This window comes from Isoptericola sp. NPDC058082, from assembly GCF_042885055.1.
Lineage (GTDB): Bacteria > Actinomycetota > Actinomycetes > Actinomycetales > Cellulomonadaceae > Isoptericola.
The window spans coordinates 168,120-183,276 of record NZ_JBHVSQ010000005.1; the positions used below are offsets into that span (position 1 = coordinate 168,120).

Here is a 15,157-nt window from a genome sequence, read left to right on the forward strand (position 1 = left end):
TGGGCCCTCCCGCCATCGTCCCCGATGCGGCCGCCACAGGTCGACCTGTCGGCCGGACCGTCAGCCGACCGTGACCTCCGGGGCCCCGGCCTGCGCCTCGTTCTCGGGGGCGGGCATCGTCTCGGCGATGCGCATCGCCTCCTCGATGAGGGTCTCGACGATCATCGCCTCCGGGACGGTCTTGATGACCTCGCCCTTGACGAAGATCTGGCCCTTGCCGTTGCCCGACGCGACGCCGAGGTCTGCCTCGCGCGCCTCGCCCGGGCCGTTGACGACGCAACCCATGACCGCGACGCGCAGCGGGACCGTCATCCCCTCGAGGCCCGCGGTGACCTTCTCGGCGAGCGTGTAGACGTCCACCTGGGCGCGGCCGCACGACGGGCAGGAGACGATCTCGAGCTTGCGCGGGCGCAGGTTGAGCGCCTGCAGGATCTGCGTGCCGACCTTGACCTCCTCGACCGGCGGCGCGGACAGCGACACCCGGATCGTGTCGCCGATGCCCTGGCTGAGCAGGGCCCCGAACGCGGTGGCCGACTTGATCGTGCCCTGGAACGCCGGGCCCGCCTCGGTGACGCCGAGGTGCAGCGGCCAGTCGCCGCGCTGCGCGAGCAGCTCGTAGGCGCGCACCATGACCACCGGGTCGTTGTGCTTCACGGAGATCTTGAAGTCGTGGAAGCCGTGCTCCTCGAACAGGCTCGCCTCCCACACGGCGGACTCGACCAGCGCCTCCGCGGTCGGCTTGCCGTACTTCTCCAGCAGGCGCTTGTCGAGGGAGCCGGCGTTGACGCCGATCCGCAGCGAGACCCCGGCGTCGGAGGCCGCCTTCGCGATCTCCTTGACCTGGTCGTCGAACTTGCGGATGTTGCCCGGGTTCACGCGCACGGCGGCGCAGCCGGCGTCGATCGCGGCGAACACGTACTTGGGCTGGAAGTGGATGTCCGCGATGACCGGGATCTGCGACTTCTTCGCGATGGCGGGCAGCGCCTCCGCGTCGTCGATGGTCGGCACCGCGACGCGCACGATGTCGCAGCCCGACGCCGTCAGCTCCGCGATCTGCTGCAGCGTCGCGTTGATGTCCGTGGTCGGGGTCGTCGTCATGGACTGGATGCTGATCGGCGCGTCACCGCCGACGGCCACCTTGCCCACCTGGATCTTGCGGGACTTGCGGCGCGGGGCCAGCGTGGGCGCGGGCGGAGTAGGCATGCCGAGATTGATCGCAGTCACGGTGCCAGTATCGCGCCTGCGGGCGGGTGCTACGCACGCGGGCACCGCACCGGCACGGAATCCCCGCGCGTCGTCACGCACGACCTTCACCGGACCGGGCCGGCGGCGAGGGCCCTCAGCCCAGGCGTACCGGGTCGACCAGGTCCGCGACGATGAGGATCGCCCCGGTGCCGACGAGCACGACGAACATCACGTAGGCCACCGGCATCATCCGCGCGACGTCGGCCGGACCGGGCCGCGGGAGCCCGCGCAGCCGCGCGAGCGTGCGCTTGGCGCCCTCGTACAGGGCGTTGACGACGTGCCCGCCGTCCAGCGGCAGCAGCGGGATGAGGTTGAAGACGAAGAGTGCCACGTTGAGCGCGGCCAGCAGGCTCAGCAGGAACTGCAGCGTGCTGATCACGGGGGCGTCCGCGGCGACGGCGTCCACGGCCATCCGGCCGACACCGACCACGGACACCACGGAGTCCTGCGACCGCGGCTCGTCGGTGAACGCCTGCACCGCGGCGTCGCCGATGCGCACCGGGAGCGTGACGATCATGCCCGCCGTGCCGGAGACCTGCTGCCAGACCGCCTCCGGGACGGTCGAGACCGGCAGCGGCTCGTACTCCTGCGTCGGCGTGACGCCCAGGAACCCCGCGGTCTCCGTGACCGGCTGCCCGTCGGCGCCGACCTTCGCGGTGCCGTCGGCCTCGACCACCGGGACCTGCCGGTCCGACGTCGTGACCGTCAGCGGGACCTCCGCGCCGTCGCGCAGCACGACCACCGGGACCTGCTGGTCGGGGGCGTCCGCGATCGCGCCGGAGAGCTGCTCCCACGACGTCACGGCCGTGCCGTCCCACTCGACGATCTCGTCGCCCGGACGCAGACCCGCCGCGGCCGCCGGGGACGGCGCGGCGTCGTCGCCGCACACGGGCGCCCCCTCCGCCGTCGTCGACGTGGGCGTGCACTCGCTCACCGCGCCGACGGTCGTGGTCACCGTCGGCGCCCCGATGCCCACGAGGACGACGAACGTGAGCACGACCGCGATGAGGAGGTTCATCACCGGGCCGCCGAGCATCACGACGAGCTTCTTGGGCGTGGACAGGTGGTAGAAGGCGCGGTGCTCCTCGCCGGGGCGGATCTCGCTCACGGACGCGTCGCGCGCGTCGGCGATCGCCTGCCCGAAGAAGCCGCCGCGACGGCGGGTGCCCTCGGGTGCGGGCGGCATCATGCCGACCATCCGCACGTAGCCGCCCAGCGGGATCGCCTTGACCCCGTACTCGGTCTCCCCCTTGGTGCGCGACCACAGCGTGGGGCCGAAGCCGACCATGTACTGGCTCACGCGCACGCCGAACTTCTTCGCGGGCACCATGTGGCCCACCTCGTGCAGGCCGATGGAGAGGGCGAGGCCCACGACCATCACGGCGATGCCGACCACCCAGGAGAGAACGTCCACGGCGTCGAGCCTAGGACACCTGCGGCGACCCGCCGCGCGCCCCGGTCGCGCGGGCGTGGAGGGTTCGTCAGGACCGCGCGAGGATCTCGTCCGCGCGGGCCCGCGCCCAGCGCTCGGCGCCCTCGACGGCGTCGAGCGTGACGCCGGCGGCCGCGACGCCGTCGTGCTCGGCCAGCACCCGCTCCACCGTCTCGACGATGTCGAGGAAGCCGATGCGCCCGGCGAGGAACGCGGCCACCCCCTGCTCGTTCGCCGCGTTGTAGACGGCGGGGTGGGTGGCCGACGCCGCGGCGGCGGCGCGCGCCAGCCCGACCGCCGGGAACGTGTCCTCGTCGAGCGGCTCGAACGTCCACGACGCGGCGCGCGTCCAGTCGCAGGGCAGGGAGACGACGTCGAGCCGCTCCGGCCAGGACAGCCCGAGCGCGATGGGCAGCCGCATGTCCGGCGGGGACGCCTGCGCGATCGTCGACCCGTCGTGGAACTCGACCATGGAGTGCACCACCGACTGGGGATGCACCACCACCGTGATGTCGTCGACCGGCACGTCGAAGAGCAGGTGCGCCTCGATGAGCTCGAGGCCCTTGTTCATCAGCGACGCCGAGTTCACCGTCACCACCGGACCCATCGCCCAGGTGGGGTGGGCGAGCGCCTCGTCGACCGTGACCTTCTTGATGTCGTCGCGGCTGCGACCGCGGAACGGCCCGCCGGAGGCCGTGAGCACGAGGCGCCGCACCTCGCTGTGATCGGGTGCGTGCGCGCCGGCGCGCAACGCCTGGGCGATCGCCGAGTGCTCGGAGTCCACCGGCACGATCTGCCCGGGCGCGGCCGCGGCCTTGACCAGCGAGCCGCCCACCACGAGCGACTCCTTGTTCGCCAGCGCCAGCGTCGAGCCGCCCTCGAGCGCCGCGAGCGTGGGCCGCAGGCCCACCGACCCGGTGATGCCGTTGAGGACGACGTCGCTGCCGCGGCCCGCGAGCTCGGTCGCCGCCTCCGGTCCCGCCAGCATCTCGACGCCGTCGGCCCGGGCGCCCAGGCGCGCGGTCAGCGCGGCACGCAGGTCGTCCGCGCGGGCGCCGTCCGCGACGGCCACCGTGCGCGCCCCCACGGTCGCGACCTGCTCCGCGAGCAGGGCGACGTCGGACCCGCCCGCGCTCAGCGCCTCCACTCGGAACCGCCCGGGGTGGGCCCGCACGACGTCGATCGCCTGCGTGCCGATCGAGCCGGTGGAACCGAGGAGCGTGACGGTGCGGGGGGTCGCGAGGTCGGGCATGGCGCCCATCATCCCAGGCCCCCACGCTCGTTCGGCCGCGTCGTCCCACCCCGTCGTCCCACCCGGCGACTCGCCGCGGAATGGCGCGGAATTCACCCGCTCCGGTGCTTGACTTCCGGACGAGGACCTCCCTCGCCCGGTCGCGGCAGGGTGTGACGCCGGTTACGTTCGCATACATGCGTCCTTATCGCGTGATAGTCGGCAAGCGCGCCATGTCCACCCTCGCCGGGATCGCCGCCCTCGTCACCGGGGCGGTCGTCGGCGTGGCGGCACCCGCCGCCGCGGACGGCGACGGCGAGACCCACCGCATCTTCGCGACCCGCGAGGGCCTGGTGGGCAAGCGCACCGCGAACGGCCACACGATCGAGAAGCGGGACCACTTCGTCGCCCTGCCTTCCCGGCGCGCCCTGTCCGCCGACGGCGACGGCGCGTACTCCGTCCGGGTCTGCCGCGCCGACAGCGCGCGGTGCGAGTACGCGCCGGTGTGGGACGTCGGGCCGTGGAACACCACCGACGACTACTGGAGCTCCACCCGGCACGCCGCGCGCGACCTCCCGAAGGGGACCCCGCAGGCGTCCGCCGCCTACCGGCTCGGCCACCACGGCGGCAAGGACCTCTTCGGCCGCAAGGTCACCAACCCCGCGGGCATCGACCTGGCGGACGGCACCTACTGGGACGGCCTGGGCCTGCGCTCCAACGCCTGGATCGACGTGACCTACCTGTGGCAGGGCTCCGCCCGGACCGGGATCGTCTCCGCCGACGGCGGCACCCTCAACGTCCGCACCGGCCCGGGCACCGGATACCGCTGGACCGGCGTCGCCGCCGACACCGCGCGCGTGCCGCTGCTCTGCCACGCGCGCGGCCAGACGGTCACGGGCACCCGCGGCACCACGAACCTCTGGTACCGCATCGGCCCGAGCAACTGGGTGTCCGACGCCTACCTCAACACGGGCAGCGGCTCCGCCCTCGCCCCCGCCTGCTGACGGGCGGGGTCAGACCCCGGCAGGACTCTCGGCCACCGCGCGACCGGCGCGGTCACCACCGCTCTCCACGACCGTCGGCGTCGACCAGGCCCGCGCCCCGGCGCCGAGCGCGACGGCGGTCACCGCGACCACGACGGCCGCAGGGACCGGCAGCGCCCCGACACCGCCGCCCGCCACGACCCACGACGCCAGCGCGGCCCCGACGGCGATGCCGCCGTTGAACACCACCGGGATCAGCGCCGACGACGTCGCCCGCCGCTGCGGCCCGCCGAGGCGCAGGATCAGCGTCTGCGCCAGGGGAGGCAGCGCGCCCGACGACACGCCCCACAGCACGACGACGGCCACACCGAGGGTCGGATGCACGTCCACCACCGCCAGCCCGAGCAGGGCGAGCGCGGTCCCGCCGGCAGCGAGCGCGAGCACGGGGGCGGTCCGCGCCCCGAACCGGCCGGCCAGGACCACGCCCAGCGCGGACGCGAGGCCGAACACCAGGAGCAGCCCGCTCACGCCGCCCGGCAGCGCGTCGGCCGGCACCTCGACGATGCGCGTCACGTACGTGTACGCGCCATAGTGCCCCACCAGCAGCACGCCGACGATCGCCGTGACCGTGATCATCGGACCGGGCCCCCCGGCCGGCGCGGGTCCCGCGGCGCCCGGCGTCGCCCCCTCACCGGGCCGCTCCGTGGCGGGCGCGGCCGCACGCGCGACGACGAGTCGCACCAGGACGGCGACCACCAGCGTCAGCAGCGCGAGGCCGGCGAACGCGGCCCGCCAGCCGACCACCCGGGTGACGAGACTGGCGAGCGGCGTGCCGAGCACCATGCCGAGGGTGGCGCCACCCAGCACCACGGCGATCGAGCGGGCGAGCAGCCGGTCGGGCACCAGGTCGGCGACATGCGCGTTCGCGGACGCCCACAGGAGCCCGACGGCAGCCGCACCCACCAGTCGCGCCCCCACGGCGACGCCGTACGTCGGCGCCAGCGCGGTGGCGAGGGACGAGGCGGCCAGGACGCCGAGCGCGACCGCGACCACGGCGCGCCGGTCCCTGCCGGCGACGAGGCGCACGAGCGGGAAGCTCGCCACCACCACCGCGGCGGCCCACACGGACACGAGCAACCCGGTGCGCGCCTCGGAGACGCCGAGCCCCGCGCTCATCTGCGGCAGCACGGCGGTCGGCAGCATCTCGGCGGTGACCATCGTGAAGGTCGCCGTGCCGAGGACCAGCAGGGAGGGCCACGGGAGCCCGTCGGACGGGGCGGGGGGAGATCCTGGTGTCGTCATGTGTCCGACGCTAGAGTTTGACATTGATGTCAATGTCAAGTGTGACCCCGGTCACTCCTGGAGGTGCGAGATGAAGATCGGCGAGCTCGCCCGGCGCGCGGGCGTCGCGCCGCGCCTCGTGCGGTACTACGAGCAGCAGGGCCTGCTCGTGGCCGACCGCGCGGCGAACGGGTACCGCACCTACTCCGAGGACGACGTCGAGCGCGTGTCCAGGGTGGCCGGGATGGTGCGTGCCGGGATCCCCACACGCCTGATCAAGGTGCTGCTCGACATGGAGACGACGAGCCGGTCCGAGGCGCCGACCTGCCCACGCACGGTCGCGGAGATGCTCGCCACGGAGCTCGTGGGCATCGAGGACAAGATCGCCTGCCTCACCCGCAGCCGGGACACGATCCGTGACGTCCTCACCCGCACCGAGCAGGCCGCCGTCCTGTCGGAGGCCGCGGCGGGCGTCGCCACGACCTCCGGCCGGTGAACGACGAGGGCCGCCGACGTGTCGTCGGCGGCCCTCGTCAGGTCTCGCGGTCGTGCCCCGGGAGGTCACTCGACCCCGAGCAGCACCTCGATCGCGCGGGCGAAGAACCGGTCGACCGGCCCCTCGGCGTAGGCGTCCGACCCCTTGGCCCGGCCGAAGGTGGCCGAGCGGATCTCGCCGGAGCTCAGCGGCTCCTGCCGGTCGAAGTAGGCGACGAGCCGGTCGCACAGCGCGTCGACGTCGTCCGGGTCGTAGCCCTGCTCGCCGCGGTCGGCCGGGGCGAACTTGTCGCCGTCGGGCCGCCCCAGGCGCCCGTACATCGTGCGGGCGCGGTCGGCCAGCGCGGCCATCCACGCCTCCTGCCCGTGCGCCGCCACGTACTCGGCGCGCTGCCGCGCGATGAACGCCGACTCGAGACGGTCCAGCGCCGCGTCGACCTCGTGAGTGTCGTAGCCGCCGCGCACCAGGTCGAACGTCGACACCTGGATGTCGGCGTGCGACAGGGGCTCCGCAGTGCGACCCTCGTACGCCTGCCGGGCGTGGTCGAAGAAGTCCTCGACCTCGTCGCGGTCGTACCCGGTGCGCATCGCGGACACCGTGCTGAACAGTGCGCTCACTCGTCCTCCTCGGCAGCCAGCTGCCCGCAGGCGCCGTCGATGTCGCTCCCGCGGGTGTCACGGATCGTGGTGGGGATGCCGTGCCCGCGCAAGCGTGCCACAAACTCGTCCTCGACATCACGCTCGCTCGCGGTCCAGATGGACCCGGGCGTGGGGTTGAGCGGGATGGGGTTGACGTGCACCCAGCCGCGCCCGCGCGCGTTGAGCTTCTCCCCCAGCAGGTCGGCGCGCCAGCCGTGGTCGTTCATGTCCTTGATGAGCGCGTACTCGATCGACACGCGCCGCCCGGTGACCTCGAAGTAGCGCCGTGCGGCGTCGAGGGCCTCGTCCACGCTCCACCGGGTGTTGATCGGCACGAGCTCGCTGCGCAGGTCGTCGTCGGGCGCGTGCAGGCTGAGGGCGAGCGTCACCGGGATCTCGAGCTTCGTGAGCTTCTCGATCGCGGGCACCAGCCCCACGGTCGAGACGGTGATGTTGCGCGCCGACATGCCGAAGCCCTCGGGCTGCGGCGCGACCAGGGCGCGGACCGTCTCGAAGACGGCCTTCGGGTTCGCCAGCGGCTCGCCCATACCCATGAACACGAGGTTGTTGAGCCGCGTGGGCCCCCCGGGGATCTCTCCCGCCGCGAGCGACCGGTTCGCCGCGCGCACCTGCTCGAGGATCTCCGCCGTCGACAGGTTGCGCGTGAGGCCCAGCTGGCCCGTCGCGCAGAACGGGCACGCCATGCCGCACCCCGCCTGCGACGACACGCACAGCGTGGTGCGGTGCGGGTAGCGCATGAGCACCGACTCGACCTTGGCGTCGTCGAACAGGTGCCACAGCGTCTTGACGGTGGTGCCGCCATCGGCCTCGAGACGCCGGGTCGGGCGGATGAGCTGCGGGAACATCGTCGTCGCGATGGCCTCGCGCGTCTTCGCCGGCAGGTCGGTCATCTGCTCCGGGTCGGACGTGTAGTGCTGGAAGTAGTGCGTCGCGAGCTGCTTGGCCCGGAACGGCTTCTCCCCCATCTCCTGGATCGACGCGACGCGCTCGGCGGGCGTGAGGTCGGCGAAGTGCCTCGGCGGCTTGCCCCGGCGGCGCGGCGCCATCTGCAGGGGCATCGGCGCGGTCTCGTCGCCCGGCCGGACCGCGGGGAACCCGAGGTCGGCGCCGGACGTCGCGGGACGGGCGGTGGTGGGGGGCATGACGTGTCCTTACAGGGCGGTCGTGGGCGCCATCGTGAGCACGAGGTACACGAACGGGGCGGTGACGACCAGCGAGTCGAGGCGGTCCAGCACACCCCCGTGACCCGGGAGCAGCGAACCCATGTCCTTCAATTCTAGGTCCCGCTTGATGAGGGACTCGGCGAGGTCGCCCACGGTGGCCGTGATCGCGGTGAGCACGCCGAGCACGATGCCGAGCACCGGGCTCGCGTCGAGGGCGAGCACCGCGCCCGCGACACCCACGGCCGTGGCCAGCACGAGCGAGCCACCCAGGCCCTCCCAGGTCTTCTTCGGGCTCACGGTGGGTGCCAGCGGGTGGCGGCCCATCGTCACCCCGGCGATGTACCCGCCGGTGTCGTTCGCCACGGCCAGGAGGATGAACAGGGCCACCCGCAGCTCGCCGTCGGGCTGCGCGAGCAGCAGCAGGACGAAGCCCGCCAGGAACGGCACGTAGGTGGCCGCGAAGACCGCGGCCGCGCAGTCGCGCAGCGCCTGCGGCCCGGGGCCGTCCAGCACCCGCCAGACGACGACGGCGCCGACGGTCAGCACGTACGCGACGAGCAGCGCCTCGGGTCCCGCGGTGTACGCCGAGACCACCATGCCCGCGCCGCCCACGAGCAGCGGCAGCATCGGCAGGTGGATGTCCCGGCGGGCGAAGGCCTGCCGCAGCTCCCACAGCGCGGCACCGACCGCGACCGCCGCGACCGCGACGAACGGCTCGGGCCGGAACCACAGGGACGCCGCGACGCCGACGAGCAGCAGGACGCCGACCGCGATCGCCACGGGGAGGTTGCGGCCGGCGCGCGACGACGTCGGGTCCGCCGCCCCGGCGGTGGCCGGGTCGAGCGGGGACGCGTCCTCGCCCGGTTCGAGGGGATGGGCCACCATCAGACCTCGAGCAGCTCGCTCTCCTTGCCGGCGAGCAGCTGGTCGATCGCGTCGACGTGCTTCTTCGTCAGCGACTCCAGCTCCTTCTCGGCCCGCGTGACCTCGTCCTCGCCGGCCTCGCCGTCCTTGACGATGCGGTCCAGCTCCTCCTTGGCCTTGCGGCGGACGTTGCGCACCGAGATGCGGGCGTCCTCCGCCTTCGTCTTCGCGAGCTTCACGTAGTCGCGACGGCGCTCCTCCGTGAGGGCGGGCATGATGATGCGGATCGCGTTGCCGTCGTTGGACGGGTTGACGCCCAGGTCGGACTCGCGCAGCGCCTTCTCGATGGTCGTCATCGAGCCCTTGTCGAACGGGGAGATGAGCACCGTGCGGGCGTCCGGGATGTTGAACGACGCGAGCTGCTGCAGGGGCGTCGGGGCGCCGTAGTAGTCCACGGTGATCTTCGAGAACATGCCCGAGCTGGCGCGGCCCGTGCGGATCCCCGCGAACTCCTCCTTGGCGACCTCGATCGCCCTGTCCATCTTCTCCTCGGCCTCGAGGAGGGTGTCGTCGATCACCGGTGCTCCATTCTCGTCGTCGTGCTCGTCGTCGTGCTGCGTGGGTCGTACGGCTGGTGCGGCGTCAGTGGGTGGTGACCAGCGTGCCCATCTTCTCGCCCAGCAGCGCGCGGGTCACGTTACCCGGCTCCTCGAGGCCGAAGACACGCATGCGCACGTCGTTGTCCCGGCACAGGGACAGCGCGGTGGCGTCCATCACGTTCAGACCGCGAACCAGGGCGTCGGTGTAGGTCAGGTGCTCGAGGCGCTCGGCGTCCGGGTCCGTGCGCGGGTCGGCCGAGTAGACGGCGTCCACGCCGTTCTTGCCCATGAGGACCTCGTCGCAGTGCGTCTCCAGGGCACGCTGGACCGACACGGTGTCGGTGGAGAAGTACGGCATGCCGGCGCCCGCGCCGAAGATCACGACCCGCCCCTTCTCCAGGTGCCGGATCGCGCGCAGCGGGATGTACGGCTCGGCGACCTGGCCCATGGTGATCGCGGTCTGCACGCGCGTCTTGACGCCGTCCTGCTCGAGGAAGTCCTGCAGCGCGAGGCAGTTCATCACCGTGCCGAGCATGCCCATGTAGTCGGCGCGCGCGCGGTCCAGGCCGGCGCGGGAGAGCTCGGCGCCCCGGAAGAAGTTGCCGCCGCCGGAGACGATCGCGACCTGCACGCCCTGCCGGACGGCGTCGCCGATCTCCTGCGCGATCCGCCGCACGACGTCGGTCGCGAGGCCCACGCTGCCGCCCCCGAAGGTCTCGCCGGAGAGCTTGAGGAGCACCCGGCGCGCGGGCGCGGCCTCACCGGTCGCCTCGCCCGTCGTGCTGGTCCGCTCGGTCTGGTTGGTCTCGGTCACGTGGGTCACCGTCGCTCTCTGGTCTGTTCCGCATGCCGGTCTGTTCCGCATGTCCTGCGGCATGTCCGCGTCCGCCGTGCACCGCCGTCGACGGGCCCGGCAGGTCGGGCGCGCTCGCCCGGTGGTTCGTGTTCGGTGGTACGTGGTCGCCCTCCGCGCATCCTGGCACCGGACGGCGGCTCCCGCCCCGTCAGGGGGCGGGCGCGGGCGGGTACGCGAAGGCCCGACCGCACCGCGCACGGTGCGGTCGGGCCTGAGCGCGGGGAGGCGTCAGCTGCCGACGCGGAAGCGGACGAAGCCGAGCAGGTTGCCGCCGGTGGTGGCGACGTGCTTGGCGACGGTCGTCTTCGTGTCCTTGGCCAGCGGCTGGTCCACGAGCACGGCGTCCTTGAAGAAGCCGTTGAGGCGACCCTCGACGATCTTCGGCAGCGCGGCCTCGGGCTTGCCCTCGGCGATCGAGACCTCGCGCGCGATCTCGCGCTCCTTCTCGACGACGTCCGCCGGGACGTCCTCGCGGGACAGGTACTTCGGGGCGAGCGCGGCGATGTGCTGCGCGACGTCCTTGGCGACGGGCTCGGCCGCGTCGTCGGTGGCGACGAGCACACCGATCGACGGCGGCAGGTCCTTGGCCGTCTTGTGCAGGTAGGTCGTCACCTTGGGGGCCTCGAGGCGGGCCACGCGGCGCAGCACGACCTTCTCCCCCATCGTGGCGCCCTGGGCGGCGATGGTGTCGGCCACGGTGCCCTCGGCGGCCGGGGCGGCGAGGCCGGACTCGGCGTCCGTGGCACCCGCGGCGGCGACGGCCTCGAGGACCGCGTCGGCGAGGGCGATGAACTTCTCGTTCTTGACGACGAAGTCCGTCTCGGCGTCGAGCTCGATCATCGTGGCGACCTGGCCGGCCGCGGAGTCGGCGACCTTGACGGCCACGAGGCCCTCGGTGGTCGCGTTGCCCTCGCGCTTGGCGGCGCGGGCCAGACCCTTCTTGCGGATGATCTCGATCGCCTGGTCGGTGTTGCCGTCGGCCTCGTCGAGCGCCTTCTTGACGTCGAGCATGCCGGCACCGGTGCGCTCGCGCAGCGCCTTGATGTCAGCGGCGGTGTAGTTCGCCATGGATGTCCTCCGTGCGGGTTGGGGTCCCCCCCGCCCCTGGGGGGGAGGGGGGGGGGGGGGGTTGGGGGGGGTTCGGGGGGCGGGCCACGGGGGGGTGACCGGCCCGCGAGGACTCACTCGGACTTCTCGGCCTCGGCGGCCGGCGTCTCCTCGGCGGCGGGGGCCTCCTCGGTCGCGACCTCGGCGGCCGGGGCCTCCTCGGCGGCGGGCGCCTCGGTGGCCTCGGCGGCGGGGGCCTCGGCCTGGGCGGCCTCGGCGCCGGCCAGGAGCTCGCGCTCCCACTCGGCCAGCGGCTCGGCCTCGGCGGTCTCCGCGGCCTCGCCCTTCTTGCCGGAGTGACGCTGCAGCAGGCCCTCGGCGGCCGCGTCCGCGATCACGCGGGTGAGCAGCGTGACGGAGCGGATCGCGTCGTCGTTGCCCGGGATGGCGTAGTCGACGTCGTCGGGGTCGCAGTTGGTGTCGAGGATGGCGACGACCGGGATGCCCAGCTTCTTCGCCTCGTTGACGGCCAGGTGCTCCTTGTTGGTGTCGACGATCCAGACCGCGGACGGCGTCTTGGCCATGTCACGGATGCCGCCGAGCGTGCGCGCGAGCTTGTCCTTCTCGCGACGCAGGACGAGGAGCTCCTTCTTCGTCAGCGCGGAGCCGGCGACGTCGTCGAAGTCGATCTCCTCGAGCTCCTTGAGGCGCTGGAGGCGCTTGTGCACCGTGGTGAAGTTGGTGAGCATGCCACCGAGCCAGCGGTGGTTCACGTACGGCATGCCGACGCGGGCGGCCTGCTCGGCCACGGGCTCCTGCGCCTGCTTCTTGGTGCCGACGAACAGGATGCTGCCGCCGTGGGCGACGGTCTCCTTGACGAACTCGTAGGCGCGGTCGATATACGACAGCGACTGCTGGAGGTCGACGATGTAGATGCCGTTGCGCTCCGTGAAGATGAACCGCTTCATCTTCGGGTTCCAACGGCGGGTCTGGTGCCCGAAGTGGACACCGCTCTCGAGGAGCTGGCGCATGGTCACGACGGCCATGACACGTCCTTTCGCCGCGTGCGCCGGATCCTCCGGGCTGCACGCGCGTCGGGCGACCGGGCTGCTGCTGCAGGTCTCCGGTCGCGGTACTCGGTTCGTCGGTGACGGGCATCGGGCCCGGCACCCCTGGCGTCACGCCGGGCCGGCACCGCTCCCGGGGACCGGGGGCGGACCGCTGCCGACGCGGCCGCGCCCTGCACCCGGCGGGCCGGGTCGCGGGGCGCGTACGTGACGCGCGATGTCGACCGGTTCGCGTCCGCTCCCCCGGCCGGCGGGCCCGCAGGACGTCGAGGACGGTCCACGGGATCCACCGGGATGGTTCGGGGAGGCGAGGCACAAGCCGATCGCGGCAGCCAGTCTACCCGACGGTTCCGGGCCTCTTGGCCCACCGGCGATCGCCCACCTGGCGCCCCGCCCAGCGCGGCCGGAACCGCCCTCGGCGGACGACGTGGCGCGCGGCACGAACGTCCCCAGCCTGCCCCCAGGAGTCGGGTGCCACGGGCGATCCACAGCGCCTCGGCCGACGCGTCCGGCGGTCTGCCGGCTTCGCCATCCTCGCCCCATGACGCTTCGCACCTCTACCGCCCCGACGGTCACGAGACCGCTCAGGGGACTCCTCACGGCTCTCGTCGTGCTCGGCGCCGCGGTCCTCCTGGTCGCGGCACCGCTCGCCGGGGCGGCACCGTCGGCACGGGTCCCGTCGTCGGGGAGCGACGGGTGGGCACGCCCCGTGCCCGGCGACGTCGTGCGGACGTTCGATCCGCCGGCCGAGGAGTGGGCCGCGGGCCACCGCGGGGTGGACCTCGCCGCCGCGACGGGTGAGCGGGTGCGGTCACCGGCCGCGGGAACGGTGTCGTTCGCCGGGGAGGTCGCGGGCAAGCCCGTCGTGGTGGTGGCGCACCCCGGCGGCCTGCGGTCCACGTTCGAACCCGTCACAGCCTCGGTGGGCCTCGGCGACCCGGTGGCCGAGGGCGACGTCGTGGGCACGCTCGCCGCCGGGCCGGGACACTGCGCGCCCGCCGGGTGCGTGCACTGGGGCGTGCTGCGCGGGGAGGTCTACCTCGACCCGCTCGCCCTGCTCGGCCAGGCGCCACCGATCGTGCTGCTGCCCGGCGGTCCCTGAGCGGAGGCGGGCGCGCCGGTCGGGCCGACTCTCACGAGCCCGTGCCGACGAACGGTACGGGCGAACGGGACGGGCGAACGGGACGGGCGAACGGGACGGGCGACCTCGAGCGAGTGCCCGGGGCGGTCAGGCGCGCGGGAACGCCTGGACGAACACCTTGCGCAGCCGCTCGTCGTCCACGTGGGTGTACCGCTGGGTGGTGCCCAGGTCGGAGTGCCCCAGCACCTCCTGGACGGACCGGAGGTCCGAGCCGCCCTGCAGCAGGTGCGTCGCCGCGGAGTGCCGCAGCGCGTGCGGGGCGACGTCCTCCACGCCCGCCCGGGCCGCGAGCTGGTGCACCGCGTCGCGGACCTGTCGCTGACCCCAGCGGCCCCCGCGCGCGCCCAGGAGGAGCGCGGCGCCCGAGGTCGGCTGCACCAGTGCCGGCCTGCCGCGCGCCAACCACTCGGACACCGCGCGCGCCGCCGGGACGCCGAACGGCACCACCCGCTCCTTGCCGCCCTTGCCGAGCACCCGCACGAGCCGCTCCGTGAGGTCGACGGCGGGAACGTCCACCTGCACCAGCTCGCCGACGCGGATGCCGCTGCCGTAGAGGAGCTCCGCCGCCGCCCAGGCGCGCAGGGCCGCCGGCCGGTCCTCCGGCTCCGCGGTGTGCGCCGCCTCGCGGGCGCTGTCGAGCAGCGTCGCGGCCGCGTCCGCGCTCAGCACCGTCGGCAGGGTCCGCGACACCTTCGGGCTCGCCAGCCGTGCCGTCGGGTCCGCCTGCACCAGGCCCACGCGGTAGGCCCACCGCAGGAAGGTCCGCGCCGCGGCGCCGCGACGGGCGATGGTCGCCCTGGCCAGGCCACGCTCGGCCTGGGTGGCGAGCCAGCCACGGAGCACGCCCACGTCCACCCCCGGCAGAGCGTCGACCCCGTGCCGCACCGCGTACCGCAGGAGCGACCCGACATCGGCACGGTACGCGCGTCGCGTGTGCGCCGAGTGCCCCCGCTGGACCTCGAGGTACTCGTCGAAACGCGCCAGCGCCTCCGCCAGCGGCGCCGGCAGCGGCGGGAGGTCCGGATCGGTGTCCATCCAGGTCAGTGTGCCCCTGAGCCGTCCCGGGACGGGTGAGGCGGCGCGCGTGTCGAGG

Annotated in this window: 15 protein-coding genes; 3 read left to right on the forward strand and 12 right to left on the reverse strand. The window is 73.6% G+C overall.

Annotated features, from left to right (window positions below):
- Positions 1-60 precede the first annotated feature (60 nt).
- The 3 genes from ispG to dxr form a co-directional block, all read right to left on the reverse strand.
- Entirely contained in the window at positions 61-1,203 is a 1,143-nt protein-coding gene (ispG, locus tag ACFVS0_RS09455) for a flavodoxin-dependent (E)-4-hydroxy-3-methylbut-2-enyl-diphosphate synthase (RefSeq protein WP_430549903.1), read from the reverse strand.
- 136 nt (positions 1,204-1,339) lie between these two features.
- Positions 1,340-2,659, reverse strand: a complete 1,320-nt coding sequence (locus ACFVS0_RS09460) for a M50 family metallopeptidase (protein ID WP_430585383.1) — start codon at positions 2,657-2,659, stop codon at positions 1,340-1,342.
- A gap of 67 nt (positions 2,660-2,726) precedes the next feature.
- Positions 2,727-3,929, reverse strand: coding sequence for a 1-deoxy-D-xylulose-5-phosphate reductoisomerase (dxr, locus tag ACFVS0_RS09465; protein WP_430587798.1), 1,203 nt, complete (start codon positions 3,927-3,929; stop codon positions 2,727-2,729).
- A gap of 212 nt (positions 3,930-4,141) precedes the next feature.
- Here dxr and ACFVS0_RS09470 point away from each other — a divergent pair, with 212 nt between their 5' ends.
- Positions 4,142-4,912 (forward strand): hypothetical protein, encoded by a 771-nt coding sequence (locus tag ACFVS0_RS09470; protein ID WP_430564606.1) that lies wholly within the window; start codon positions 4,142-4,144, stop codon positions 4,910-4,912.
- Positions 4,913-4,921: 9 nt separating this feature from the next.
- Here the strand turns inward: ACFVS0_RS09470 and ACFVS0_RS09475 are convergent, their stop codons facing one another.
- On the reverse strand, positions 4,922-6,193 hold the full coding sequence (locus ACFVS0_RS09475; RefSeq protein WP_430587799.1) for an MFS transporter: 1,272 nt from the start codon (positions 6,191-6,193) through the stop codon (positions 4,922-4,924).
- Positions 6,194-6,263: 70 nt separating this feature from the next.
- Here ACFVS0_RS09475 and ACFVS0_RS09480 point away from each other — a divergent pair, with 70 nt between their 5' ends.
- Complete coding sequence (locus tag ACFVS0_RS09480; protein WP_430587800.1) at positions 6,264-6,668, forward strand: MerR family transcriptional regulator; 405 nt, start codon at positions 6,264-6,266, stop codon at positions 6,666-6,668.
- A 65-nt stretch (positions 6,669-6,733) separates the two neighbouring features.
- On the opposite strand, the gene ACFVS0_RS09485 is transcribed toward ACFVS0_RS09480, so the two are convergent.
- The 7 genes from ACFVS0_RS09485 to rpsB all read right to left on the reverse strand — a co-directional run bounded on the left by ACFVS0_RS09485 (position 6,734) and on the right by rpsB (position 12,902).
- A complete protein-coding gene (locus ACFVS0_RS09485) occupies positions 6,734-7,285 on the reverse strand; it encodes a DivIVA domain-containing protein (protein WP_430549897.1) in 552 nt (183 codons plus the stop codon).
- Positions 7,282-8,373 carry a 23S rRNA (adenine(2503)-C(2))-methyltransferase RlmN gene (rlmN, locus tag ACFVS0_RS09490; RefSeq protein WP_430549950.1) on the reverse strand — a complete coding sequence of 364 codons (1,092 nt, stop codon included), beginning with the start codon at positions 8,371-8,373 and terminating at the stop codon, positions 7,282-7,284. The genes ACFVS0_RS09485 and rlmN overlap by 4 nt, the downstream gene beginning before the upstream one ends.
- A gap of 105 nt (positions 8,374-8,478) precedes the next feature.
- On the reverse strand, positions 8,479-9,375 hold the full coding sequence (locus ACFVS0_RS09495) for a phosphatidate cytidylyltransferase (protein ID WP_430549896.1): 897 nt from the start codon (positions 9,373-9,375) through the stop codon (positions 8,479-8,481).
- Entirely contained in the window at positions 9,375-9,932 is a 558-nt protein-coding gene (gene frr / locus ACFVS0_RS09500) for a ribosome recycling factor (RefSeq protein ID WP_430549895.1), read from the reverse strand. The genes ACFVS0_RS09495 and frr overlap by 1 nt, the downstream gene beginning before the upstream one ends.
- A gap of 64 nt (positions 9,933-9,996) precedes the next feature.
- Positions 9,997-10,776, reverse strand: coding sequence for a UMP kinase (gene pyrH / locus ACFVS0_RS09505; protein ID WP_430549894.1), 780 nt, complete (start codon positions 10,774-10,776; stop codon positions 9,997-9,999).
- A gap of 261 nt (positions 10,777-11,037) precedes the next feature.
- Entirely contained in the window at positions 11,038-11,877 is an 840-nt protein-coding gene (gene tsf, locus ACFVS0_RS09510) for a translation elongation factor Ts (RefSeq protein ID WP_430549893.1), read from the reverse strand.
- Between the two features lie 113 nt (positions 11,878-11,990).
- On the reverse strand, positions 11,991-12,902 hold the full coding sequence (gene rpsB / locus ACFVS0_RS09515) for a 30S ribosomal protein S2 (RefSeq protein WP_430549892.1): 912 nt from the start codon (positions 12,900-12,902) through the stop codon (positions 11,991-11,993).
- Between the two features lie 562 nt (positions 12,903-13,464).
- Between rpsB and ACFVS0_RS09520 the strand changes: the two genes are divergently transcribed.
- Entirely contained in the window at positions 13,465-14,025 is a 561-nt protein-coding gene (locus ACFVS0_RS09520) for a murein hydrolase activator EnvC family protein (protein WP_430587801.1), read from the forward strand.
- A 126-nt stretch (positions 14,026-14,151) separates the two neighbouring features.
- Here the strand turns inward: ACFVS0_RS09520 and ACFVS0_RS09525 are convergent, their stop codons facing one another.
- Complete coding sequence (locus ACFVS0_RS09525; RefSeq protein WP_430549890.1) at positions 14,152-15,099, reverse strand: tyrosine recombinase XerC; 948 nt, start codon at positions 15,097-15,099, stop codon at positions 14,152-14,154.
- Positions 15,100-15,157 lie beyond the last annotated feature (58 nt).

Coding starts and splice junctions, on each gene's coding strand:
- ispG (WP_430549903.1), bottom strand. CDS start 1,203: ATGCCTACTCCGCCCGCGCCCACGCTGGCCCCGCGCCGCAAGTCCCGC.
- dxr (WP_430587798.1), bottom strand. CDS start 3,929: ATGCCCGACCTCGCGACCCCCCGCACCGTCACGCTCCTCGGTTCCACC.
- ACFVS0_RS09470 (WP_430564606.1), top strand. CDS start 4,142: ATGTCCACCCTCGCCGGGATCGCCGCCCTCGTCACCGGGGCGGTCGTC.
- ACFVS0_RS09475 (WP_430587799.1), bottom strand. CDS start 6,193: ATGACGACACCAGGATCTCCCCCCGCCCCGTCCGACGGGCTCCCGTGG.
- ACFVS0_RS09480 (WP_430587800.1), top strand. CDS start 6,264: ATGAAGATCGGCGAGCTCGCCCGGCGCGCGGGCGTCGCGCCGCGCCTC.
- rlmN (WP_430549950.1), bottom strand. CDS start 8,373: ATGGCGCCGCGCCGCCGGGGCAAGCCGCCGAGGCACTTCGCCGACCTC.
- ACFVS0_RS09495 (WP_430549896.1), bottom strand. CDS start 9,375: ATGGTGGCCCATCCCCTCGAACCGGGCGAGGACGCGTCCCCGCTCGAC.
- tsf (WP_430549893.1), bottom strand. CDS start 11,877: ATGGCGAACTACACCGCCGCTGACATCAAGGCGCTGCGCGAGCGCACC.
- rpsB (WP_430549892.1), bottom strand. CDS start 12,902: ATGGCCGTCGTGACCATGCGCCAGCTCCTCGAGAGCGGTGTCCACTTC.
- ACFVS0_RS09520 (WP_430587801.1), top strand. CDS start 13,465: ATGACGCTTCGCACCTCTACCGCCCCGACGGTCACGAGACCGCTCAGG.
- ACFVS0_RS09525 (WP_430549890.1), bottom strand. CDS start 15,099: ATGGACACCGATCCGGACCTCCCGCCGCTGCCGGCGCCGCTGGCGGAG.